Here is a 23406-nt window from a genome sequence, read left to right as displayed (position 1 = left end):
GCCGGCGCTGTTTCATTGCTGAGCGGAGCGCTATGTGTCATGTGGATGACGATGGTGGCCGCCGCGTATCGCGATTCGGCGGCCACCATGGCCTCGGCATGTCAGCCGTTGAGTCCGGCGTAGATCTGCTCGGTGGCCTCGACGACCGGGCTCGGCTTGGCGATTTTCACGGCAGTGCCGACGGCCGAGTACGTCGTCGTCATGGTGTCGGCCTTTTCTTCACCGTGCTCCGGCACCATGAACGACAGCGCGGTGAGCTTGCCCTGGGCGTCGAGGGTGGCGGTGAATGGAATCGCTTTGGCCTTGTCGGCGAGCGCGGCGACCGATTCGGCGCCGATGCCACCGACGCCCTCGCCGACCTTTGTCGCGTCGAACGTGCCGGTGATCTTCGTGCCGTCCTTCTTGGCGGTGACGATGGCCTTCGCGATGAGCGTCAGGCCGGTCGGGTCCTGCGCGGTGTTGATGAGCAGCTTGTTGAGCGACTGCAGCTTCCCCGGTTCGAAATGAATCCACTTGTTCGCCGCACCCGGGATCTGGACGCCGTCGAGCTTGGCGTAGTAGTCCTCGCCGACGACCGTGACGCTGACCTTGAGCTTGGCGGCCGGGATGTCGGCGACCTGGGCGATGTTGCCGGCCGTAGGGTCGACCGACCCTTTCACCTGCGGGCCGCTCTTGGCCTTGGTCAGGAACGCGTACGGCTTGGTGGCGAGGTCGGCGATCGCCGCCTCGAACTCGGCGGACCCGGCCGCCGGCTTGGCCGAGGCCGACGCGGCGGGTGCCGCTGCGCCCGTGGTCGCCGGTGTCCCGTTCGCGTTGGACGACGGAGAAGACTCGCCGCAGCCGGCCAGCAAGGTCGCCGCAGCGACGAACGGAACCGCGATACGGTGCAATGCGCGCAAGATAATGCTCCCCTGGATGGTAGTCGCCGGTCAGGGTACGACAGTCTCGCCAGGGCGTACGACGGTCACAGCTCGGTGCCCCGGGCACCCCGCGGGTGCTGTCGGCGGCGCGGGTTTCATCCGGACTCACGATGTACTTCGAGGACGACATGACGGTCGAGCGAGGTGGCGTCCTCCTCCCGGCAGGAGCACCTGTACATACCGGCCGTCGCGCGGCGCCGATGCCGGATCGGCAGCGGCCCGTTGATCGACGGGTCTTCCTGTCGCGGGGCGCTTTGGCATACGATGACGCACGGTGCGCCGGGAAGTCTGGTCGGCAAGTCATTGTCGCTGACCAGGAAGGCCCACGATCGTGGATTTCGCCGCCGCGCACACTCATTCTGCAGTGCCGATGCTTCCGCCTGTCGTTGGCGGCGGTGCGATGTCCGGTGTCCAGACCCTGACCCCGCCGGGGCGGCCACGTCCGGTCGCCGACCCGCGATGACCGCCCGTGCAGCGATCCGGGCGTGCCCGGGGGCGGTGACGCGGATCCATGCGTGACTTCGTCAGCGCGGCATTCGCGTTTCCCACGGCTGTGTTCAGCGTGCTGCTGCTTGTCGTCGCCGGGTACTGGGTGGTGGTGTCGCTCGGAGCGCTGCACGTCGAGTCGCTCGACACGGGCGGCGACACCGGCGGCGATGCCGGCGGCGACGATGCCGGCGTGTTGGATGTCGCCGGTCTCGGCGGCGTGCCGATCACCGTTGCCGTCTCACTGCTGATCGCGGTCGGCTGGTTCGCCAGTCTCGCCGCCGCGACGGTGGTGCACGGCCCGTTCGCGCCGGCCGTGGTGCTGGTCGTCGCCGTCGGCGTGGCGTGGCTCGTCACCAGGCTGGCCGTCCTCGCGCTCCGCCGGTTGTTCACCGCTGCGCCGGGCCCGTCCCGTGCCGATCTGCTCGGGCGCCCCTGTGTCATCCGCACCGGATCGGTCACGTCGACCTTCGGTCAGGCCGAGGTGACGGCCGCCGACGGATCGTCGGCGATCGTCCAGGTGCGCCAGGCCGGCGACGGTGGGCTGCGCGCCGGCAGCGCCGCGTACATCTACGGCTACGACGATACCGGCGAGTTCTTCTGGGTCGTGGAAGACCCCAGCACCCTCGCCTGACACCGCTGCCCAATCCTGCTCGGCCCTGCGCCGGCGTCGCCCGACGCCGGCTGCTCGAGGCTTGCCAGTTTCCCGTCTGTCCCGCCCTACCAAAGGGGGTTTGTCGATGAATGTCATCACCACTGGACTCGCGGTGCTCGTCGCCGTCGTCGTGCTCATCGTGGTCGGCGTCGCGCTCATGGTCGCCCGGTTGTTCCGCAAGATCGACCAAGGAAAGGCGTTGATCATCTCCAAGGTACGGCGGGTCGATGTCACCTTCACCGGCGCCGTCGTGCTGCCGGTGCTGCACAAGGCCGAGGTCATGGACATCTCGGTGAAGACCATCGAGATCGAGCGCTCCGGGCACGAGGGCCTGATCTGCCGGGACAACATCCGGGCCGACATCCGGATCACGTTCTTCGTGCGGGTCAACAAGACGGTCGAGGACGTCATCAAGGTTGCCCAGGCGATCGGCACCGGCCGCGCGAGTGACCAGGCGACGCTGCAGGAGCTGTTCAACGCGAAGTTCTCCGAGGCGCTCAAGACGGTCGGCAAGCAACTGGACTTCGTCGACCTCTACACCAAACGCGACGAGTTCCGCGACCAGATCATCCGCGTCATCGGCACCGACCTCAACGGCTACAGCCTCGAGGACGCCGCCATCGACTTCCTCGAGCAGACCCCGATGAGCCGCCTGGACCCGGCCAACATCCTCGACGCGCAGGGGATCCGCAAGATCACGGAGCTCACCGCGATCGAACACGTGCGCACCAACGAGCTCCAGCGCGGCGAGCAGAAGGAGATCAAACGCCAGGACGTCGACGCACGGGAGGCGATCCTCGAGCTGGAGCGCCGGCAGGCCGAGGCGGAGATCCGCCAGGCCCGCGAGGTGGCGACGCTGCAGGCCCGCGAGGACGCGGAGGTCGTGCGGGTCAAGGCGGAGGAGCGGCTGAAGGCACACGGCGCCGACCTGCGCACCGACGAGCAGCTCGGCATCCAGCGGGAGAACCAGGCCCGCGAGATCGCCGTCGCACAGAAGAACCGCGAGCGGGTCGTCGCGATCGAGAGCGAGCGGATCGAGAAGGACCGCATGCTGGAGGTCATCGCGCGGCAGCGCGAAACCGAGCTGTCCGCCATCGCCAAGGACAAGGAGCTCGAGGTCGAGAAGCGCGGCATCGCCGAGGTCGTCCGCGAGCGCATCGCGGTGGAGCGGACCGTTGCCGAGCAGGAGGAGCAGATCAAGCGGCTTCGGGTGGTCGAGGAGGCGGAGCGCACCCGCCAGGCGATCGTCATCCAGGCCGAGGCGGAGGCGCAGGAGAACCTCGTCAAGGACATCAAGGCCGCCGAGGCGGCGGAGGCGTCAGCGAAGTTCAAGGCCCGCGAGGAGCTGGTCCTCGCCGAGGCACGCCAGCAGACCGCCGAGCTCGACGCCCGGGCGAAGATCCGGCTCGCCGAGGGCGTGCAGGCCGAGGCCGCCGCGACCGGACTGGCCGACGTGCAGGTGCGCGAGCGCAGCGCGGACGCGATCGAGAAGGTCGGCAGGGCCGAGGTCGCGGTCGAGCGGGACAGGGCCCTCGCCACCGCAGAGGTGGGCAGGGCCACCGTCGGCGTGGAGCGCGAGCGGGCGCTGGTGAGCGCCGAGGCCATCCGCGAGAAGCTCAAGGGCGAGGCGGAGGGGCTCACCGACAAGGCCGCGGCGATGGCGGCGCTGGACGACGCGTCCCGCCGGCACGAGGAGTACCGGCTGCGCCTGGAGATGGAGAAGGACGTCCGCCTCGCCGGCATCGACCTGCAGCGGCAGGTCGCCGAGTCGCAGGCGCTGGTGCTCGCGGCCGGCCTGGAGAAGGCCGACATCGACATCGTCGGCGGCGAGAGCATGTTCTTCGACCGGCTCCTGGGCTCGATCGCCATGGGCAAGAGCGTCGACGGCTTCGTGCAGCACTCCGACGTCATGGGCACGATCGCCGCGCCCTACCTCAACGGCGAGGCCAGCCTGGGCGACGACCTGGTCCGGCTGCTCGGCTCGATGGGCACCACGGACATGAGCAACCTGACGCTGTCGGCGTTGCTGCTGCAGCAGATCAACGCGGGCGGGTCCGACGCGGCGAAACTCAAGGAACTGCTCGGTGCCGCGCAGCAGCTCGGTGTCGCCGACGCTTCGGTGACCTCCCTGGCGGCGGGCAAGCGGTGACGGTGACGCAGGAGTCGAGCGCACCCGCAACGCCCGCGGCGGGCCTCGACGAGGGCACCTTCGAGGTGCTCCGCGCCCGGCTCGCCGTCCAGGCGGCGGAGCTCACCCGGCGGGCCGAGGCGCTCAACGCCCGCCGGGTCGGGGTGTTCGGCGGCGCCGAGCTCCGGCTGCTCGGCACCGAACGGATCCGCACGGGCCACAACTGCGTGCCCCGCGACATCGTGTCCGTCGGCGGACTGATGCTCCTCGGCTACAACGTGTCCGCCGGGGCCGAGCCGGCGACCATGGTCGGCCACGTCTTCTCCCTGCACGGCGTCGCTCGTGACGGCGACGGGTTCCGGTTCGAGGAGGCGGCGTGGGACGAGCTGCCCGGGCTGCTGCGCGACCCGCAGTTCGAGCGCGACCTCGGCGACCTGTACCGCTACTACAAGCAGGCCCGCCTGATGCGGCTGCGCCGCCTGGACGACCGGTTGCTCGCGGTGTTCCAGACCGGGCCACGCATCGACGACACCCGGGTGCTGCGCTGGCGGGTCGCCGCCGACGGCACGGTCACCTACCTGGACAACCAGGGCGAGCGCGACGACACGTTCCCCGCACCGCACGAGTTCACCTGGGTGCCGACCACCCGCGAACACCATGTGCCCGGCCGGCACCCGCACATCACCATCGAGGACGAGGTCTTCGTCGGGACGGTCGCCGGCGCACTCACCGTCAAGATCGAGAACGACACCGAGACCGGGGACGGCGTCTACGCGGAGCCGGTGGCCGAGCCGCTGCAGAGCCTCGCCGACGCCGAGGTCGCCTACGCCCGGGTCGGCGCGCTCATCCTGCTGCGCGTCCTGCCGTACAAGGAGACGGTCACCCGGTATCTGGTGTTCAACACACGTACCCGCGGCGTCGTGCGTCTCGACGGAATCGGCCAGGCCTGCCTGCGCCTGCCCGACGACCACGGCATCGTCTTCCCCGGCGGCTTCCACCTGGACACCGGTGACACGAAGACGTTCGACGGCGACGTGTCGGGTCTGGAGTTCGAGCGGGTGATCCGCTCGCCCAACGGCGAAGACGTACTGTTCGTCTTCCACGACAGAGCGGCAGGACGTTCGCTGCTCCTGCCGTACAACGTGATCCGCAAAGCGGTGACCAACCCCGTCTCCTGCCACGGATACTCGTTGTTCGACGACGGCACCCTCGTGGTGTTCCGCGCATTGTCCGACGCGCCGGCCCGGGTCCACACGATGCAGGTCTGGCGGACGCCGTACACCTCCGACGCATACGCTGCGACCCGACCGGCCGGCACCGGAACGCTGGCGCGGATCGGCAACGCCGACCTCGTGCGAGGGGTGTCGGAATGCCTGTCGGTGGCCCGCATGGTCGAGGACATGACGCCGACCGGTGCGGTGTTCGAGGCGATCATCGCCGCGTGCGATCGCATCATCGACCACCACCACTGGCTCGGCGAGCGCGAAGCCGGTGACCTGCGGGGGCCGCTGACAGCACTGCGGGCGACCGCCGCCGAGGTGCTCCAGGAGCACGAGAAGGTCCGCGACCTGCGCGATCGCGCCGCCACGGCCCTGCGCGAAGCCGCCGCCGGCCTTGCTTCGCTGATCCGCCGTTCGCGGGGGGAGACCCCGGCCGGCGCGGACGACTGGGTGCGCCGGCTCACCGAGCTACGCCAGGCACACGGCCGGCTCGTGACGCTGCGCGAGCTGCGCTACGTCGACGCCGGGCACGTCGAGGAACTGACCGGGCAGGTCACCGACGAGCTCGCCGCCGCCGCGCACCGGGCGGTCGGCTTCCTGCGGCGCGAGGACGCGTTCACCGGCTACCACCACGAGGTCGAGCGGCTCGCCGGTGACGCCGCCGCCATCGCCACGGTCGCCCAGGCGGCGCCCGTGGCCCAGCGGCTCGCCGAGCAGGGCGACGGCCTGCAGGTGCTCACCGAGGTGATCGGCTCGCTGGACATCGCGGACACCATCGTGCGCATCGGCATCCTCGAACGGGCCGGCGAGGTGCTCGGCGGCGTGAACCGGGCCCGGGCGATCCTCGACGGCCGCAGGCGCGAACTGCTGGACAGGGAGCGGCGCGGCGAGTTCGCGGCCGAGCTCGGCCTGCTCGGGCAGGCCATCACCGGTGCGCTCGCCGTCGCCGACAGCCCGCGACGCTGCGACGAGCAGCTCGGCCGGTTGCTGGTACAGCTGGAGCAGCTGGAGTCGAGGTTCGCCGCGATCGACGAGTTCGCCGACCAGCTCGGTGCGAAGCGGACCGACGTGTACGAGGCGTTCACCGCGCGCAAGCAGGCGCTGCTGGACGACCGGTCCCGGCGGGCCGACCGGCTCGTCGACACAGCCGGACGGATCCTGGGCACCGTCGGCCGGCGGGTGGCGAACCTCGCGTCACTGGAGGAGGTCAACACGTACTTCGCCGCCGACCCGATGGTGACGAAGCTGCACGCCGTCGCCGGCGAACTGCGCGCGCTGGACGACCAGGTGCGCGCCGGAGAACTCGAGGGACGCATCACGGCGGCCCGCGCGGCGGCCGGCCGGGCGCTCCGCGACCGGCTCGACCTGTTCACCGACGGTGGCGACACGATCCGCCTCGGACGGCACCGGTTCGCCGTCAACACGTCCCCCGTGGACCTCACGCTCGTCCCGCACGACGGCGGCCTGACCTTCACCATCACCGGGACCGACTACCACGCGCCGGTGCGCGACGACGTCATCGAGGCCGCCAGACCGTTCTGGGAGCAGCCGCTGCCGTCGGAGTCGGCCGACGTGTACCGCGCCGAGCACCTGGCGTCCGCGCTGCTCACCGAGGTCGGCCAGCAGGCACTGCACGAGGCGGCGGCGACCACCGACGGCCTGTCGGAGCTGGTCCGGCGGGCCGCCGAGCAGCGCTTCGACGAGGGCTACGAACGGGGTGTGCACGACCACGACGCCGCCCTGATCCTCGCGACGCTGCTGCGGCTGCACGCCGGCGCCGGGCTGCTGCGGTACCCGCCGGCGGCGAGGGCGGCGGCGCAGGTGTCATGGTCGCAGGACACCGCCGTCCTGCGGCGTGCGGTGTCGCTGTCGCGGGCCCGCACCCTGTTCGGCCGGTCCGCCGCGATCGACGAGCTGTGCGCCGAGCTCGGCGCGTCGATCGCGGAGTTCCACTCCGCCAACGGCCTGCACCTGTCCGCCGGTGACGCCGCACTGGCGGGGGAGTACCTGTTCGAGGAGCTGAGCGGCCCATCCGAGGGGTTCGTCACCAGCGCCGCGGCGCGGGCCGTGCTGACCGCGTTCCACACCGCGCTGGGCGACGCCCGGCGGGACCTCGAGGACGATCTGCGGGCGCTCGGCGACGACCCCACCACGCTCGCCGCCCGCCACCAGCTGGTCGCGGCGTGGCTCACGTCCTTCGCCGCGGGAACGTCGTTCGACCCGGCGGACCTGGCCGAGGCCGTGGCCGTGCAGCTGTGCGGACCACGGCTGTCGCGGTACGACTCCTCCGCGGCAATGACCGCCGAGGTGCCCGGGCTCCTTGGCGCGCACCCGCGGATCGTGGGCCGGACCCTTGCCGTCCGCCTCGACGAGCTGCTCGCCCGGACCCGGCGGATGCGCACCGAACGGATGCCCGCGTTCCGGGCGTACCAGCGGCGGCGCGCCGAACTGGTGGCCGCCGAACGGGACCGGCTGCGATTGACGGAGTACACGCCGAAGGTGATGAGCGGATTCGTCCGCAACCGGCTCATCGACGAGGTCTACCTGCCGCTGATCGGGGACAACCTCGCCCGGCAGCTGGGCGCGTCCGGCGACGGCAGGCGCAGCGACCAGCTGGGACTGCTGCTGCTCATCTCGCCGCCCGGCTACGGCAAGACGACCCTCATGGAGTACGTCGCCGACCGGCTCGGCCTGATGTTCGTCAAGGTCAACGGCCCGGCGCTCGGCCGCGACGTCACATCGGTCGACCCGGCGCAGGCCCCGAACGCCACGGCGCGCCAGGAGGTCGAGAAGATCTCCTTCGCCCTGGAGATGGGCAACAACGTGCTGCTGCACCTCGACGACATCCAGCACGTCTCGCCGGAGCTGCTGCAGAAGTTCATCTCGCTCTGTGATGCGCAGCGGCGGATGGAAGGCGTGTGGAACGGCCGCACCCGCACGTACGACCTGCGGGGCAAACGGTTCGCGGTGTGCATGGCCGGCAACCCGTACACCGAGTCGGGGCAACGCTTCCACGTGCCGGACATGCTCGCCAACCGCGCCGACGTGTGGAACCTCGGCGACGTCCTGTCCGGCCGGGACGAGCTGTTCGCGCTCAGCTACATCGAGAACGCGCTCACCACCAACCCGGTGCTGGCACCGTTGTCGACCCGGGCCCCGGGCGACGTCGAACTGCTGGTGCGACTCGCCCGCGGCGACGGACAGGTGCGAGCCGACCAGCTCGAACACTCATACGGGCCGGTCGAGCTCGACGAGATCCTGGCAGTGCTCCGCAAGCTGCTGCGGGTGCAGCGCGTCGTGCTGACCGTCAACCGCGCCTACATGGCCTCGGCGGCCCAGGCGGACGCCGCACGGACCGAGCCGCCGTTCCGGCTGCAGGGCTCCTACCGTGACATGAACACGATCGCGGAGCGGATCGTGCCCGTCATGAACGACGCCGAGCTGGAGGCCGTGATCGACGACCACTACGCAGGCGAGGCGCAGACCCTCACCGGCGATGCCGAGGCGAACCTGCTCAAGCTCGCCGAGCTGCGCGGCCGGCAGAGCGCCGAGCAGGTCCGCCGCTGGGCCGACGTGAGGGCCGCCTACGTGCGGCGGATGGCGCTCGGCGGGGGCGAGGACGATCCGCTGATCAGGGCGGTGGCGGCGGTCGGGCTCCTGGCCGACCGGGTCGGCGGCGTCGAGTCGGCGATCGACCGCGCCACCGCCACCGCCACCGCCGGCAGGCCAGGGGTTTGATGGCCGGGTTCGCGTGGCCGTCAAACCCCTGGCCGACCGCACCGTCATCGCCGGGCTCGCGACCCGGCGGGTCCGTCGCCGCGCCGCCGGCACCGCGGCGGTGTCATGGAACTGTCATGGTTCCGCGGGGAGACGGCCACATCGCGGCGTCAGGGTGGCATTGCCTGCCCCGACCAACGGAGGAACCGTTGACCGCACTGTTGAGCCGCGACGGCAAGAACTTCACGCTGGCCTGCGACCGCTGTGGTCAGATGGTCACCGGTCTGGCGCCGTCGATGGGCACGTGGGACGTGGCGTGGAGCCTGTTCGGTCAGGACGGTTGGCGTGGTGCCGACCTGGCGACGGGTCCGCACGCCTGCGGTCGCTGCGACGGGCAGATGGACGATGCGGGGATGGTCGAGCAGGCGTTCGACCGGCAGGCGGACGTCCCTGTCGGCCGGGCGTTGCGGCGGATCGTGCTGCACCGCCTGCCTGACCTGGTCGTGGTCCGGCCGGCCGGCGGACTGGACCTCGTGGCCAACGTCGGTCTGCAGGAGCTGCTGCGGACCGGTGCGGAGCCGGGCGGTCACGTCTTGTTCGACTTCACCAGGGTGACGAGCGTCGACTCCGGGACCTTCGCGGTGCTGGTCAACGCGCACCGGCGGGCCGTCGCGCACCAGGCGCGGATCGCTGTCGCCGGGGCACGGCCCGCCGTCCGTGCGGCGATCGAGTTGCTGTGTCTGCACCGCGTCCTGCCGATGTTCGACGACCAGCGCGACGCCATTCGGTGGCTTCGTGGCGAGCGTCGCGCGGGTTCGCACGACCAGGCGCCCATGAGCGACGTGCGGTCCGCCGATGTGGACGCGGCGGTCGGCCCGCCGTCCGGGTCGTAGTCGCGGCGTGCGCTCGCCGGCCCGACGGACGCGCTCAGGTGGGCACGGTGACAAACCGGGCGGGACCCGCGGGCAACGGCCGTGAACCGCGCGGTGGGTGGCGGTTCGCGACTTCGCGATGTCAGTGCCCTGCGAGTTGGGGTCGCAGGGTGTCGTACGCCCATGCGGCGAGGGTGGTGGGAGTCGTGGTCCGCCCAGTCCGCGACTGCTCGGGGACGAATCCGTCGCGCAGCCCGGTAGACATCCCGATCACGGCGTCGGTGAGTCCGGCCGTCATTCCGCTCGCGCGCAACAGCTGGCGCATGGCGTCGTCGGAGATCTGCTCGACCGTCACCGGACGCCCGACGGCCGCGCTGACGATCTCGGCCGCTTCCACCCAGGTGAGATCTGCGGGCCCGTGCACCGCCTGCACGACGCGGCCCGACCAGTCCCTCGACAGCAACCGGGTGACGGCCACCTCGGCGATGTCCCGCGGCGCGACCCACGCCATCGGCTGGTCGACCGGCAGGATGATCGGTATCCGTCCCGCGCGGATCGCCTCGAGCTGCAACTCGAGGTTGGTGAAGAAGAACCCGCAGCGCAGGTGCGTCACGGCAGCACCGGCGGCCTCCAGGGCAACCTCGGTCGCCGCCAGCCCGTCGATCTCTCCGGCGCCGTGCCGTAGCTCAGCGCCGACGCTGCTCTGGGTCTCTGCATGCCCCGGTGTTCGCGCGTACCCCCGTCACACCAGCCGGTGGCGGTGCGGCCCGCCGGAGCCCGAGCTGATCACCGGCCGTCTGGCTCGGCCGCGGCGGCTGCGGCGGCCGGGTGGGCCGGGGACGTCGCGGCACCGGCGAGCCACGTGGCGAGCGCGTCGGCGGCCTGCTCCGCCGCCCGGCGGGCGGTCTGCACGGTCGCGCCGGCGAGGTGCGGGGTCAGGACCGTGCCGGGTGCCGCCCGCAGCGGCGAGTCCGCCGGCAGCGGTTCGACGTCGAACACGTCGAACGCGGCGGCCCGCAGCCGTCCCGACGTGAGCGCCTCGGCCACGGCCCGGTAGTCGAGCAGGCCGCCACGTGCGGAGTTCACCAGCACCGCGCCGTGCGGCAACTGGGCCAGTTCCTTGGCGCCGATCATGCCGACGGTCTCGGCGGTGAGCCGGGCGTGCAGGCTCAGCACCTGGCTGCGGGACAGCAGCTCGTCCAGCGTGACCGCTTCGGCGCCGTCGAGGGTGGCGGGGTCGGCGTACGGGTCGTGCACGATCACGGTCGCGTCGAACGCGCGCAGGATGCGGGCCACGCGCCGGCCGATGGCGCCGTAGCCGATCAGGCCCGCGGTGGTGCCGCCGAGCTCGGAGCCGACGGCGTCGAGCGCGTAGAGGTCGGAGCGCCACTGGCCGGCGAGCACCGACGCGTGGGTTTCCGGGATCATGCGCAGCGCCGCGAGCATGAGCGCGACGGTGTGCTCGGCGGCGGCCACCGCGTTGCGCCCCGGCGTGCTGCGGACCTCGATGCCGCGGGCTTCGGCGGCGGCGAGGTTCACGTTCACCGGACCGCCGCGCGTGACCACGATCAGCTTCAGCGCCGGGGCGGCGGCCAGCACCCGTTCGGTGAGCGGCGCCATCTGGGTGATCACCACATCGACCCCGGACAGCAGGTCGATGAGCGCGTCCTCGATGTCCGACGCCTCGTCGACCTCGTTCACCCGGCCGAACGGCGTGTGCGGCCACGGTCCGGTGTGCGTGACGATGTCGAGGTCGGCGAGTCTGTGGAGGGCATCGATCACGAGCGCGGGGGTGACGAAGTGGTCGCCGGCGACGAGTACACGGGTCACGGGGTGGTCCTCCAGGTCGAGCGGGCGCTGGCAACAGCGGACAGGTAATGGGCGTATCGGTCGTCGCGGCAGCGGCGCGGGGTGAACACGGCGGTCGGCGGTGGTGGCGGCAGCTCGGCGATGCCGACGGTGCGCAGCGCCGCCTGGACCGCACCGCGGGCACCGACCTCATCGCCGAGCAGCACCCGGATGGGCCGGCCGAGGACGTCGGCGAAGATCTGTGCCCAGGCGCCGCTGCGCATGCCGCCGCCGCAGGCGAACAGTTCGCCGTCCAGGCCCGCGGCGGTGAGGCAGTGCCGCGCGCTGTACGCGATCGCTTCGCAGGTCGCGAGCACCAGGTCGGCGACCGTGACGCCGGTGTGCAGCCCGTCGATGCGGGCCCGGGCCGCGGGCGCCACGAACGGCGCCCGTTCTCCCGCCTCGGCGAAGAACGGCAGCACCGACAGGCCGGTGGAGTCGCCACTGGACAGCAGAGCAGGCAGGTCGTCGAGGGTCGCTCCGGTCAGGTTCAGCACCCAGTCCAGTCCCGCCGTGCCGACCATCGCCGGCAGCGCCCGCAGCCACCTCCCGGGTTCCCAGGTGGTGAGGGTCAGGCCGGCGGGTTCGCCGGTGCCGACGCGATCGGTGAGCACCTGGCAGGCCAGGGTGGTGCCGACGGTCAGCAGGCCGTCGCCGATCTGCGCGACGCCGGCTCCCAGCGCGGCGGCCGGCAGGTCGTACGGCGCCGCGACGACCGGGATGCCGGCCGGTATCGCGCCGATCGTGGTGCGCAGCCCCTCGACCGGGGCGGCCAGGACCGGTGGGAGCAGGTCCCGGCGGTGGGCGAGGCCCAGCGCGGCCAGCAGCGCGGGATCGTAGTCGCGCGTGCCCGGGTCGAGGAGGGGCACCGAGGACACGTCGGTCGCGCGTAGCCCGGTCAGGCGTTGCACGACGACGTCCTTGCAGTACGCCGCGGTGGCCGCCCGGTCGAGCGTGGCCGGCTCGTTGCGGTCGAGCCAGGCCAGCAGCGGGCCCGAGCTGCCCGCGAACGGCAGGTTGCCGGTGCGGTCGTACACCTGCTGCAGCGCCCCGTCGGTCGTCCACTCGGCGACGACGTCGGCGGCGCGCGCGTCGAGCCAGGAGATGGCGGGCCGGACGGGGTGCCCGGCGTCGTCCACGGCCCAGAGTCCGTCGCCCTGTCCGGTGATCCCGATCGCGGCGACCGGCCCGGGTTCGAGCTCGTCCAGGACGGCGGCGACCGAGGCGGCGACCGCCGCGGCGTCCTGCTCGTACCGGCCGGGGCCGGCCCGGTGCAGCGCCGTGGGGCGGGCGGCGCGGCGCAGGGCGGTGCCGTCCGCCGCGAACACGACCGCCTTGGTGACGGTGGTGCCGACGTCGACGCCGACCGCGTGGGGAGCATCAGACGGCTTCATATCTGACACCGTTTTCGCGCATCTCCAGCAGTGCCTCGGGCGGCGCCTGCTTGTCGGTGAGGACCAGGTCGATGTCGGACAGCGGGGCGAGCCGGTGCAGGGAGGCCCGGCCGAGCTTGGTGTGGTCGACCATGAGCACCGATCGCTGGGCGGCGCGGATCATGGCCCGCTTGACCAGGACGATCTCCTGTTCCTGGTGGTAGGCGTAGCCGCCGGACACGGCCGACGTCGAGGCGAAGAGCAGGTCGACGCGCAGCGCCTCGATCGCGTCGATGCAGGGCACGCCGAGGAAGGAGTCGTGGGTCGGGTAGTACTCCCCGCCGAGGGCCAGCAGCCGGATGCCCCGCATGGTGCTGAGCAGTTTGATGGTCTCCAGGAAGTTGGTCATCACGGTCAGTGGTGCCGCGTCCTCCAGGAGCCGGGCGAGCTCCAGCGTGGTGGTCGAGTCGTCCAGCATGATGGCCATGCCCGGTTCGATCAGTTCGCGGGCCCGTTGCGCGATCGCGATCTTCTCGGCCTTCGCGGCACGCAGCCGGAAGGACACGTTGCTCTCGAACACGCTCGACGGCTGGGCGCTCACGCCGCCGCGGAACTTGCGCACGACGCCTTGCCGTTCCAGCTCGTCGAGATCGCGGTGGATGGTCATCAGGCTGACGTGGAACAGCTCGGCCAGGTCGTTGGCCGACACCGAACCGTGCTGCAGGACGTGTTCGACGATCTCCGCCTGCCGCTGGGCCGGCCGGCTGCGCTCCGTGGGGTCGGTCATGGCTGCCATCCTTCAGACACCGGCACGTTGTACGCCAGCAGGGCCACCGGCACGCCGTCCTCGGACAGCCGCAGCGTGGTCACCGCGACCGGATCGAGCGCCGGCAGCCGGCGGCGGTACTGCGCGAGCGGCAGGCCCAGCGCCGCACACACGACCAGCCGGATGATCGTGCTGTGGGCCACCACCAGGGCGCTGCCCTGCGGCACCCGTGCGGCCAGCGCGGCGAGCCCGGCATGGAACCGGTCGACGGCGTCGTCCTGCTGCTCCTCGTCACCGCGATCACCGCGATCCAGTTCAGGGTCCTGCAGCGGAAGGTGTTCTACTCATGAGCCGGTTGCGCAACGCCGGCACGATCGCCGGACTGGTCGTCCTCGTCGCCGTGGTGATCTTCCCGCTGTACTACGCGGTCGCCGGATCATTGATGAGCCGCGACGACCTGACCCGCTTCCCGCCCGCGCTGCTGCCGACCAGCCTTCACGTGAGCAGTTTCGGTGCCGTGCTGGACGCGGTGCCGCTGGCCCGCCAATACGGCAACAGCATCCTGGTGTCCCTCGTCGTCGTTCTCGGCGTCCTGCTCACTTCGGTGCTGTCCGGCTACGTGTTCGCGTTCCTGCACTTCCCGCTGAAGCGGCTCGCGTTCGGCATGTTCCTCGCCACGATGATGGTGCCGGCCGAGTCGATGATCATCCCGAACTACCTCACGATGGCGGACTGGGGCCTGGTCAACACGTTCCCGGCACTGTTCCTGCCGTTCCTCGCGGCGGGCTTCGGGACCTTCCTCATGCGGCAGTTCTTCCTGAGCTTCCCGAAGGAGGTGTACGAGGCGGCGAAGGTCGAGGGCTGCGGGCACCTCCGGTTCCTCTGGCAGATCCTCGTCCCGCTGTCCCGGCCGGCGATCGGCACCCTGGCCATCCACTCCTTCATCAGCAGCTACAACCACTACTTCTGGCCACTGCTGGTCACGAGCACACCGAAGATGCAGACGCTGCAGATCGGCCTCGCCCAGCTCAACTCGGTCGAAGAGCGGGCGCCCGACGTCATCTTCGCCGGCGTCGTGCTCGCCATCATCCCGATGCTGGTGATGATCTACATGTTCCAGCGGCACATCGTGCGGGGCCTGACAGCGGGGGCGGTCCGATGACCACGACCCAGGGGAAGACGGCACCGACCCTCGTGCCGGGCGAGGTCGCCGGCACGGGCAGCCACGGCCTGTACCACCGGCTGCGGCAGGTGCCGGGCGAGGCCCACACCCTGCGCACCGACTTCGTGCCCGGGCCGGCGCCGTCCGGCGGCAGCACCGTGATCGCCACCCTCGCCCACCTGACCGATCTGCACGTCGTCGATCCCGGGTCGCCGGCCCGCCTGGACTTCGCCATGCGGACCGGCGCCGGCGCCGCCGGCTGGGCCGGGCTCGTCGACTGGGTGTTCCGGCCGCAGGAGGCGCTCGCCCCGCACGCCGCCGCGGCGATGATCCGCACGCTCGCCGCGCTCGACCTCGATGCGTGCGTGGTGACCGGCGACAACATCGACAACGCGCAGGCCAACGAGCTCGCCGCCTACCTCGCGCTGCTTGACGGCGGCACCGTCGAGGTCAGCCCGTTCGGCTATCACGGGCCCCAACGGCTGGACTGGGACGACCCCTGGTACTGGCGGCCCGACCAGGGCGACGACCGGTACAAACGCCTGTGGGGGTTCCCGACCCACCCCGGCCTGCTGGAGGCCGCCACCGCACCGTTCACCGCCGCAGGCCTCGGCCACCCGTGGCTGGCCTGCCTCGGCAACCACGACCTGCTGATCGGCGGCACCACCGCGGCCCGGCCGGACCTCGCGGCGATCGCCACCGGGCCGCGCAAGCCGGTCGGCCTGCCGGACGGACCGGATCTGCCCGATGCCCTGGGCACGTTCCTGACCGATCCGGCCGCGCTCTTCGCCGGGCCGTCCCGGCCGGTGCCGGCACTGGCCGGCCGGGCCTTCATCACCCCGGCCGACTTCGTGCGCGCCCACCGGCACCCGGGCGCGCGCCCGGCAGGGCACGGGTTCGCGGCGGCCAACCACCGCGGCGGCACCGCCCACTACGCCTACGACCCCGTGCCCGGCGTGCGGATCGTCGTGCTCAACACCGACAACCCGCACGGGCACTGGGACGGCAGCATCGACCGGGCCCAGCTCGACTGGCTCGCCGGGCAGCTCGCCGCCGACGGTCCGGACGACCCGCTCATCGTGCTCGCCTCGCACCACGCGACGAGCTCGCTGCGCAACGGTTACGGCGTCTGCCCCGACCACCCGGGCGAGCGCGCCTACGCCGGCGAGATCCTCCGCCTGGCGCTCGGCTGCCGCAACGTGGTGCTCTGGCTCAACGGCCACCACCACGCCAACCGGGTCGTCGCGCACCACCGCGGCGACGGCGGCGGCCTGTTCGAGGTGACCACCGCGGCGATCGCCGACTGGCCGGTGCAGGCGCGGGTCCTGCAGATCGCCCGCGAGCGGTCCGGCGGACTCTGCATCACCAGCACACTCGTCGACCACGACGCGCCCGTGGTGCCGGCCGCCGGGCAGGACACCACCGACCGGCTCGCCGCGCTGCACCGCGAGCTGGCCTACAACGACGCCGTCCGCGCCGGTCGCACCGGTGCGGCCGGCGGCGCGCCGGACCGCAACGTCCGGCTCCGTCTCCCCGCACCATCACGCTGAAGGGAGCACCGCCTTGCGCCGACCGTTTCTGGCGCTCGTGCTGGTGATCGGCATGGTTCTCGGCACGGCCTCGCAGGCCGCCGCCGCGACTGTGACCGTCACCAGCGGCTCGATCAAGGTTCTGTTCCTCCGCCCGAACCTCGACCCAGTTCCCGATGCCGACTACGCCACCCCCGACCCGAACAAGAACGGACCCCAGTTCACCCAGTACCAGACCACCGGACTGCGGGACGAGATCGACACCCTGGTCCAGGCCAGCGTCGCCGGATCGACCCTCTACGCGTCGCTGTACACCTTCACCGACCAGGCCATCACCGACCACCTGCTGGCCGCGCACGCACGCGGGGTGAAGGTGCGCCTGCTCATCGAGGCGTGCACCGACGGCGACCCGGCGGTGTGCAACCAGTCCGCCCAGGTCGACTCGCTGGTCTCCGGCCTGCCGGCGTGGTCGTCCAGCGCGACCGGCTCATGGGCCAAACGCTGCTTCGCCTCCTGCGCGGGCGGTGGCACCGGCATCAACCACAACAAGTTCTGGGTGTTCAGCGCCCTGTCGGACGGGCGCACCGACGTCACCCTCATCGGGTCGAACAACCCCACCAACCCGCAGCAGCAGATGTACCAGAACCTCGTCGAGGTCTCCGGCAACGCCGCGCTCGCCACGGCCTACCGCGACTACGTGAACCGCAAGCTCGCCGTGACCGGCAGCAGCAAGGTCTACGAGACCGGCCACGTCGACGCCGGGCCGTTCCGGCTCTGGTACTCGCCACGCAACTCCCCGAGCACCGCCGAGGACACCACGATCACCAACTCGTTCAACCCGCAGAGCACCCGCCACGACATCTTCGCCGCCGCGATCGACGACGTGCAGTGCTCCACGACGAGCACGGACGACGTGATCCGGCTCGCGATGTGGGGGTTCCGCGACGCCCGGCCCGAGGTCATCGACGCGCTGGGTGACAAGGCCGACGCCGGCTGCACCGTCGAGGTCGCCACCGGTGAGCACCAGGACATGATCGACGACCTGGCCGCACGCGGCATCGGTGTCTACTCGATGAACCCGGGCGGCTGCCGGCAGTCGTTCTTCGCGGTGGGCTCGGCCGTCAACGCCGAGTGCTCCGACGGCAGCATCCACTCCAAGTACCTGGTGGTGCAGGGGGTTTCCCGCAAGGACAACCAGACGCATCGGTACGTGTACACCGGCTCGCAGAACCTCACCAACGGCGCGCTGAAGAAGAACGACGAGACGTTCATGCGGATCGACGACACGACCGTCTACAACGGTTTCGTCGCCGACTTCGCCGCCATCAAGGAAGCGGCGGTGAAGATCGCGCCGTCGCGGTACCCGAACGCCACCTTCGCCACGGCGAACCAGGTCGCCACCGGCGATCAGTTCGAGCCGGCGGTCGCCTCGTACCGCGACGCGAACGGGCGCCACGTCAGCGTGGTCGCGTTCAGCTCCGGCTCGCTGACCGGCACCGGCAACGAGATCCGGCTGGGTCGCTTCGTCGACGGGGTGCGCCAGTCCGACGTCGTCGTGCGCACCGGCGGCAGCACGAACTGGAACTACCGCACACCCGACGTGGGTCTTGCCGCCAACGGCGACGCGGTGCTCGTGTGGGCCGACGACAGCAACGGCAACGGCGGCTACGAGATCCGGTCCCGGCGCGTCCACCCGGACGGGACGATGACCTCGATCGTCAACGTCAACACGCAGGCCGCCGGCGATCAGAGTGAACCGTCGATCGCCGTGCTGTCCGACGGCCGGTTCGGCGTCGCCTGGCAGGACACGACCACGGCCGGGGTGAGCTCGATCCGGTACGCCTCGTTCAGCGCCGCCGACGTGCGGCTGTCACCGGTGAGCGGCGGATACGACGTGCCGGTGCAGGCGGTGACGGGTGGGACCTACCGCAAGCCCGACCTCGCGATCAACGACTCCGGCACCGCCGCGGTCGCCTGGGAGGACGACGAGGACGGCAACGGCGGGTACAGCATCCGGGGGAAGACGGGCACGCTCGCCGGATCGTTCGGCACCGTCGTCGCCGTCCACACCGGCACACTGTCCGACGGCCAGCAACTCGAGCCCTCGGTCGCGATCGGCGCGTCCGGGATCTGGTACGTCGCCTGGACCGACGAGCACACCGGCCGGACCGGCTACGACGGCAACCCGCAATCGCTGATCTACGTGCGCGGCTTCACCGGCACGACCGCCGCGTTCGCCGCCCGCACCGTCAGCGGGCCGATCTACCGGTGGACGGCCAGCACGGCCGGCGTGTACAGCGTGACGGCCCAGACGGCGTACCAGTCCGACCGGGTAGGCCGACAGTCGCGTCCGGACGTCGCCGTGGACGGCGCCGGCAACGCCGTGGTGACGTGGCACGAGACCGGGCAGGCGACCGGACTCACCAGTGCCAGCAGCGGCACCGAGGTCTGGGCCCGCGGCATCGGTTCGACGGGCGGGACGAGCAACCTGTTCCCGGAGCACCGGCTGAGCGTCTTCACCGCCAACCGCCAGGACACCCCGGCGATCGGGGCCGACCAGGACGGCTACCTGACGGTCGTCTACGTCGACGACTGGGACGGCAACGGCGGCACCCAGCTGATGATCCGTTACGGCCTGCGCAACTGCGCGCAGACCTGCTGACAACGGTGGTGGGGAGGGCACCGCCGCTCTCCCCACCACCGTGCCCGGGCCAGCTGCTTGACGGCGGTCGCGGCATCGGGCAATCACCGCGCATGTCGCCGGCGCCCTCACATGTCGACGCCGGCGCCGGCGCGGCAACCCGAATGCCGGTGGCGACCGGGGGGAGCGTCATGCGTCGCCTGTCGCGGCCCGCATCTCGGCGAGCCTGCGACGAACGGCGTCCACCAACGGGCTGTTGTCCCCGAGCACCTGCTCGGCGAGGGGGAGCAGCTGCTCATCCATCGCGATAGCCTCGCCGACGCGACCCACCCGCCAGTAGGCGACGGCGAGGTTGTAGCGGGCGATCAGCGCGCCGGGGTGGTCGTCGCCGAACTGCCGGCGGCGGCCGGGAAGAACCTGCTCCCAGACCGCGACCGCGTCCTCGATCCGCTCGGCGTCCCAGTATGCGGTGGCCAGGTTGGAGAGGGTGGTCAGGACATCGGGGTGGTCGTCGCCGAGCAGCCGGCGGCGGCCGGCGAGCACCTGTTCGAGCGCCGCGACCGCGTCCTCGATCCGCTCGGCGTCCCAGCGGGCGACGGCCAGGTTGGAGAGGGTGGTCAGCACGTCGGGGTGGTCGTCGCCGAACAGCCGGCGGCGGCCGGCGAGCACCTGCTCCCACGCCGCGACCGCGTCCCCGGTCCGCTCGGCGGCCCAGTAGGCGAGGGCCAGGTTGTGGCGGGTGGTCAGCACCTCGGCGTGGTCGTCGCCGAACACCCGGACATAGCCGATGAGCAGCTGTTCGAAGGCCGCGGCCGCCGCGGCGGCGTGACCCTGCAACCGCCGGTAGTTGGCCGCGCCGCCGGCGATGCGCAGCGCGCCGACGTTGGTGTGGACGGCAGGCAGGTGGCTCAGCACCGCGTCGAGGTGCGGCAGCAACGCGTCCCACCGTTGCCAGCTGTCCACGTTGTCGATCGGCTCGACCGGCAACGCCGCGGTCAGCACCCGCACCGCCTCGTCCAGGCCGCCGTCCGGCGTCTCGGCGCGGATGATGGCCTGCACCAGCCTGTGCACGCGGACCGTGCCCGCATTCCAGGTGACCATCTTGTACGACGTCAGCAGCGTCAACGCCTCGTCCAGGTCGGCCGGGTGCTCGGACAGCGCCATCAGCACGTCCTCGGGCACCGCGTCGGGCGCCATCCAGGCCAGCACGCGCATCACGCGGTCCGCGAGCACCGACCGGCTCCGGACCGCGTTCAAGGTCAGGTGCAACGGTGCGGCGGCGGCCCGGTCCGCGGCGTTGCCGTGCGCGTCCAGAGCGAGCTGGCCGCGCAGCAGCGACCAGTACTGTTCGAAGGTCAGGCCGTCGTGCTGCCTGATGTACGCGCCCGCCTGCTCCAGCGCCAGCGGAAGGTCACCCAGCTGCGCGGCCAGCCGGTCCGCACCGGCGGTGGCCGGCAGGCCCGTCAGCGCGACCAGCAGCTCGACGCTGGCGGGACGATCCAGCACCCCCAGCGACAGCGGTGTCAGGCCCAGCGAAGCCCACCGGGCCAGTCCCGGGTCGCGGCGGGTCGTCACCACCACATGGCCCCGGCCGGCCACGTCGCCCAACAGCTCGGCGACGTCCTCCACGTCCTCGACGTCGTCCAGCACCAGCAGCCAGTCGCTGTTCGACCGCAACCAGCCGACCGCCCACGCCCGCGCATCGGCAAGTGTGCCGGCCGGACCCAGCCGCCGCGCGAACGTGGCCAGCCCGAGCCGCACGTTGTCTGCCGTGCCCGCGCTGACCCAGCACACCTGCCGGTAGCGGCCCGCGTGCTCCAGCGCGTAGCGCAGCGCCAGTTCGGTCTTGCCGATGCCGCCGAACCCAAACACCGACGCCTGGCCCACCACCACCCCGACGTCGGCGGCGGGCAGCCGCCGGGAGAGCTGCGTCAGGTCACGGCCGACGAACACGTCCGACGCCGGTGGCAGGTCCCTGAGCACGTCGGAGCGTGTGGTGCCGCGGGCCCGGCGGCGACACAGGCAGATCCGCAGCTGCGGCAGGCTCCGCCGCAGCTGCGCGACGGTCCGCGACAGACCGAACGCCTGCCGTGTCTCGTCGAGGACCAGCAGCACCGGGGTTCGCGTGAGGCCTGCGGCGTCGATGATCGTGGTGAGGTCGTCGCTCCAGCCGCGAGCCTCCTCGTCCGTGATCCCGCCCGCCGACGCCAGCCGTCGCTCCCAGTCCAGCAGGATCGGTGCGCAGCGATCGGCCGCCTGCGGGCGCTGCGCGAGGATCTGCCGCGCCGTCTCCAGCAGCACCGGCGGCAGCGTGGGTGGACGGACGTCCGGACGGCTCAGGTCGAGGTACGCGATGGGCAGACCGGCCCGGGCACGGTCGAGCAGGAAGCGGGCGGCGGCCACCGAACCACCACCACCGTCAAGGATGGCGAGGGTCGACCCGGGTGTGGGGTGGACCAGGTCGCGGAGCACACGAAGGTGCTCGCCGTCGTCAGGTTGCCGGCCCGCGGCGAGCGCTTCGACGGGTTGCAGCAGCAGGAGCCACTCCAGCCGGGCCGCGAGCGAGCCCGGGTCCGGCAGGTCGTCGAACCCTGCGGGTCTGAGCCAATCGCAGACGGTCCGAACGCAGACGAGCGCCGCGAGGTCCAGCTCGTCGATTGCGGGTCGACGGCCGGTGAGGTACAGCTCCAGGAAGACCTGGATCGGTTCGGCCGGACGCTGCGGGTTGACGGCCAGGGCGTCGAGGATCCGCCCTTCCTGCCGGAGCCGGCGCAGCACCTGAACGCGCACGTCCGTGCCCAGGGTCCACCGCCGCTGCAACGCGGCGTCGACCGTCACGTCCGAGTCCAGCAGCAGCAGGTCAAGGTCGCCGGGTGGGCCCGGGACAGGGGTGATGGCCGGTGGTGAGTACCAGGCGAGGACCGCGGCCGCCTCGTGCAGCCCGCCGTACGCCGTCGCCGTCCCCTCGGTCATGCGCGCACCGACGACCCGGCGGCATCCGCGAGCGCCCGGCTCGCCCGATCACCGAGCACCCGCAGGTAGTCGTGCTGCTCCGGGTGCAGATCCGCGAGGACACGGGCGGCGGCGTCGGCGAGGAGCTGCTCGGTCCACGGCACGCCGAGCTGCTCGTAGGCATCGCGGAAGAACTGCGCGACCTCGTCGGCGCCGATCTGCTCCAGGGTCTCGATCGACGCGTGCTGCCCCACGGCGACGAGGGAGTCGTCGAAGCCGAGGAGCACCAGCCGGAACCCGGTCAAGAACCGGTCGACGCGCCGCGCCAGCTCCTTCACGAGATCGATGGTGGCCTGCATGGCGACGACGTGATTGAAGCCGTCGATGACGATCCACGGGTTGCGCTCGTCGCGCATGGCATGCGACTCGAACTCGTCACAGAAGAGCAGCACCCACTCCGGCCACGGCGTGCCGACGGGGGCGGTGGCCAGCTCGGCCGGATAGCCGAGCATCCGCACGATGCGCTGGGCGACGTCGTGGGGTGTCACAATCCGGTCGCGGCCGAGCAGCCGCGGGATCGCCTCAAGATCTACGTGGGCGATCCGGAACGCCGGGCGCACCATGTGAAGGTACGCGATGAGCTGCGTCGTATGGGACTTCCCGGTCCGTCGCGGGCCGCCGACCACGAGAATCCGCCGGCCGGTGGGCTGGCAGAGCTCCCGGAGCGCCGCCCGCAGCCGGGACCGGTCGATCAGCACGTGACCGCCGCTGAGCCGGCACGCCGCGAAGTGGTCGGCGAGCGCGACCGGTGGGGCCGGCGACACCCGGTCGAGGGTTTCGCGCAGCAGGTCGTCGCTCGGAACGAGCGCCGAAGCGGTGCTCAGCAGCTCGATCAGCCAGCCGTCGGCGAACGCCGCCTTCACCACCGCCAGGACGTTGCCGCGGTAGTCGTTGCCCTTGACCTCCAGCTCATCGAGCGTGCGGTCGCACGACATGACCAGCTCTTCCAGTCGCTGCCGGTCTGCGAAGGCCACCAGTAGGCCGTCGCGCACGGCAAGGAGTTCGCGTGGTTGGAGGTTCGGCCGGGCGAAGGTCATCGCCGCCGGACCCGCTGCTTCGGCATAGGAGGCCAGCCTA

General features: G+C 71.7%; 15 protein-coding genes. 7 read left to right on the top strand and 8 right to left on the bottom strand.

Annotated elements, in window-relative coordinates; all coding sequences use genetic code 11:
• Window positions 1–101 precede the first annotated feature (101 nt).
• A complete protein-coding gene (locus ACQEVZ_RS07160) occupies window positions 102–890 on the bottom strand; it encodes a hypothetical protein (RefSeq protein WP_433362940.1) in 789 nt (262 codons plus the stop codon).
• 541 nt (window positions 891–1431) lie between these two features.
• Between ACQEVZ_RS07160 and ACQEVZ_RS07155 the strand changes: the two genes are divergently transcribed.
• From ACQEVZ_RS07155 to ACQEVZ_RS07140, 4 genes are all read left to right on the top strand, one after another.
• Window positions 1432–2040, top strand: coding sequence for a hypothetical protein (locus ACQEVZ_RS07155; protein WP_433362937.1), 609 nt, complete (start codon window positions 1432–1434; stop codon window positions 2038–2040).
• 106 nt (window positions 2041–2146) lie between these two features.
• Window positions 2147–4210, top strand: a complete 2064-nt coding sequence (locus tag ACQEVZ_RS07150; RefSeq protein WP_433362934.1) for a flotillin family protein — start codon at window positions 2147–2149, stop codon at window positions 4208–4210.
• A gap of 2 nt (window positions 4211–4212) precedes the next feature.
• Window positions 4213–9147 carry a DNA repair ATPase gene (locus tag ACQEVZ_RS07145; RefSeq protein ID WP_433362931.1) on the top strand — a complete coding sequence of 1645 codons (4935 nt, stop codon included), beginning with the start codon at window positions 4213–4215 and terminating at the stop codon, window positions 9145–9147.
• 188 nt (window positions 9148–9335) lie between these two features.
• Entirely contained in the window at window positions 9336–10019 is a 684-nt protein-coding gene (locus tag ACQEVZ_RS07140; protein ID WP_433362928.1) for an STAS domain-containing protein, read from the top strand.
• Window positions 10020–10140: 121 nt separating this feature from the next.
• Here the strand turns inward: ACQEVZ_RS07140 and ACQEVZ_RS07135 are convergent, their stop codons facing one another.
• From ACQEVZ_RS07135 to ACQEVZ_RS07115, 5 genes are all read right to left on the bottom strand, one after another.
• Window positions 10141–10611 carry a hypothetical protein gene (locus ACQEVZ_RS07135; RefSeq protein WP_433362925.1) on the bottom strand — a complete coding sequence of 157 codons (471 nt, stop codon included), beginning with the start codon at window positions 10609–10611 and terminating at the stop codon, window positions 10141–10143.
• A 173-nt stretch (window positions 10612–10784) separates the two neighbouring features.
• Complete coding sequence (locus ACQEVZ_RS07130) at window positions 10785–11828, bottom strand: 2-hydroxyacid dehydrogenase (RefSeq protein ID WP_433362922.1); 1044 nt, start codon at window positions 11826–11828, stop codon at window positions 10785–10787.
• Entirely contained in the window at window positions 11825–13240 is a 1416-nt protein-coding gene (locus tag ACQEVZ_RS07125) for an FGGY family carbohydrate kinase (protein ID WP_433362919.1), read from the bottom strand. Before ACQEVZ_RS07125 ends, ACQEVZ_RS07130 begins: the two co-directional genes overlap by 4 nt.
• Entirely contained in the window at window positions 13227–14006 is a 780-nt protein-coding gene (locus ACQEVZ_RS07120; RefSeq protein ID WP_433362916.1) for a DeoR/GlpR family DNA-binding transcription regulator, read from the bottom strand. Before ACQEVZ_RS07120 ends, ACQEVZ_RS07125 begins: the two co-directional genes overlap by 14 nt.
• Window positions 14003–14224, bottom strand: coding sequence for a histidine phosphatase family protein (locus ACQEVZ_RS07115; protein WP_433376667.1), 222 nt, complete (start codon window positions 14222–14224; stop codon window positions 14003–14005). The genes ACQEVZ_RS07120 and ACQEVZ_RS07115 overlap by 4 nt, the downstream gene beginning before the upstream one ends.
• Window positions 14225–14331: 107 nt before the next feature.
• Between ACQEVZ_RS07115 and ACQEVZ_RS07110 the strand changes: the two genes are divergently transcribed.
• From ACQEVZ_RS07110 to ACQEVZ_RS07100, 3 genes are read left to right on the top strand one after another with little or no spacing between them, the layout of a single operon-like run.
• Complete coding sequence (locus tag ACQEVZ_RS07110; RefSeq protein WP_344513962.1) at window positions 14332–15147, top strand: carbohydrate ABC transporter permease; 816 nt, start codon at window positions 14332–14334, stop codon at window positions 15145–15147.
• Window positions 15144–16697, top strand: coding sequence for a hypothetical protein (locus ACQEVZ_RS07105; protein ID WP_433362912.1), 1554 nt, complete (start codon window positions 15144–15146; stop codon window positions 16695–16697). Before ACQEVZ_RS07110 ends, ACQEVZ_RS07105 begins: the two co-directional genes overlap by 4 nt.
• A gap of 13 nt (window positions 16698–16710) precedes the next feature.
• Window positions 16711–19338: a phospholipase D-like domain-containing protein gene (locus tag ACQEVZ_RS07100; RefSeq protein ID WP_433362909.1), complete on the top strand. Its 2628-nt coding sequence runs from the start codon at window positions 16711–16713 to the stop codon at window positions 19336–19338.
• 168 nt (window positions 19339–19506) lie between these two features.
• On the opposite strand, the gene ACQEVZ_RS07095 is transcribed toward ACQEVZ_RS07100, so the two are convergent.
• Both ACQEVZ_RS07095 and ACQEVZ_RS07090 read right to left on the bottom strand, forming a co-directional pair.
• Window positions 19507–22290: a tetratricopeptide repeat protein gene (locus tag ACQEVZ_RS07095; RefSeq protein ID WP_433362906.1), complete on the bottom strand. Its 2784-nt coding sequence runs from the start codon at window positions 22288–22290 to the stop codon at window positions 19507–19509.
• Window positions 22287–23366, bottom strand: coding sequence for an effector-associated domain EAD1-containing protein (locus ACQEVZ_RS07090; protein ID WP_433362903.1), 1080 nt, complete (start codon window positions 23364–23366; stop codon window positions 22287–22289). The genes ACQEVZ_RS07095 and ACQEVZ_RS07090 overlap by 4 nt, the downstream gene beginning before the upstream one ends.
• Window positions 23367–23406 lie beyond the last annotated feature (40 nt).

Origin of the sequence: Dactylosporangium sp. CA-152071 (genome assembly GCF_050936335.1) — a bacterium.
GTDB classification, from domain to species: Bacteria; Actinomycetota; Actinomycetes; order Mycobacteriales; family Micromonosporaceae; genus Dactylosporangium; species Dactylosporangium maewongense.
This window is presented reverse-complemented; position numbering and strand designations above follow the sequence as displayed.

What these genes read in the sequence shown, in the direction of transcription:
- ACQEVZ_RS07155 (WP_433362937.1), top strand. Translation starts at nt 1,432, where the DNA reads ATGCGTGACTTCGTCAGCGCGGCATTCGCGTTTCCCACGGCTGTGTTC.
- ACQEVZ_RS07150 (WP_433362934.1), top strand. Translation starts at nt 2,147, where the DNA reads ATGAATGTCATCACCACTGGACTCGCGGTGCTCGTCGCCGTCGTCGTG.
- ACQEVZ_RS07125 (WP_433362919.1), bottom strand. Translation starts at nt 13,240, where the DNA reads ATGAAGCCGTCTGATGCTCCCCACGCGGTCGGCGTCGACGTCGGCACC.
- ACQEVZ_RS07120 (WP_433362916.1), bottom strand. Translation starts at nt 14,006, where the DNA reads ATGACCGACCCCACGGAGCGCAGCCGGCCGGCCCAGCGGCAGGCGGAG.
- ACQEVZ_RS07110 (WP_344513962.1), top strand. Translation starts at nt 14,332, where the DNA reads ATGAGCCGGTTGCGCAACGCCGGCACGATCGCCGGACTGGTCGTCCTC.
- ACQEVZ_RS07105 (WP_433362912.1), top strand. Translation starts at nt 15,144, where the DNA reads ATGACCACGACCCAGGGGAAGACGGCACCGACCCTCGTGCCGGGCGAG.
- ACQEVZ_RS07095 (WP_433362906.1), bottom strand. Translation starts at nt 22,290, where the DNA reads ATGACCGAGGGGACGGCGACGGCGTACGGCGGGCTGCACGAGGCGGCC.
- ACQEVZ_RS07090 (WP_433362903.1), bottom strand. Translation starts at nt 23,366, where the DNA reads ATGACCTTCGCCCGGCCGAACCTCCAACCACGCGAACTCCTTGCCGTG.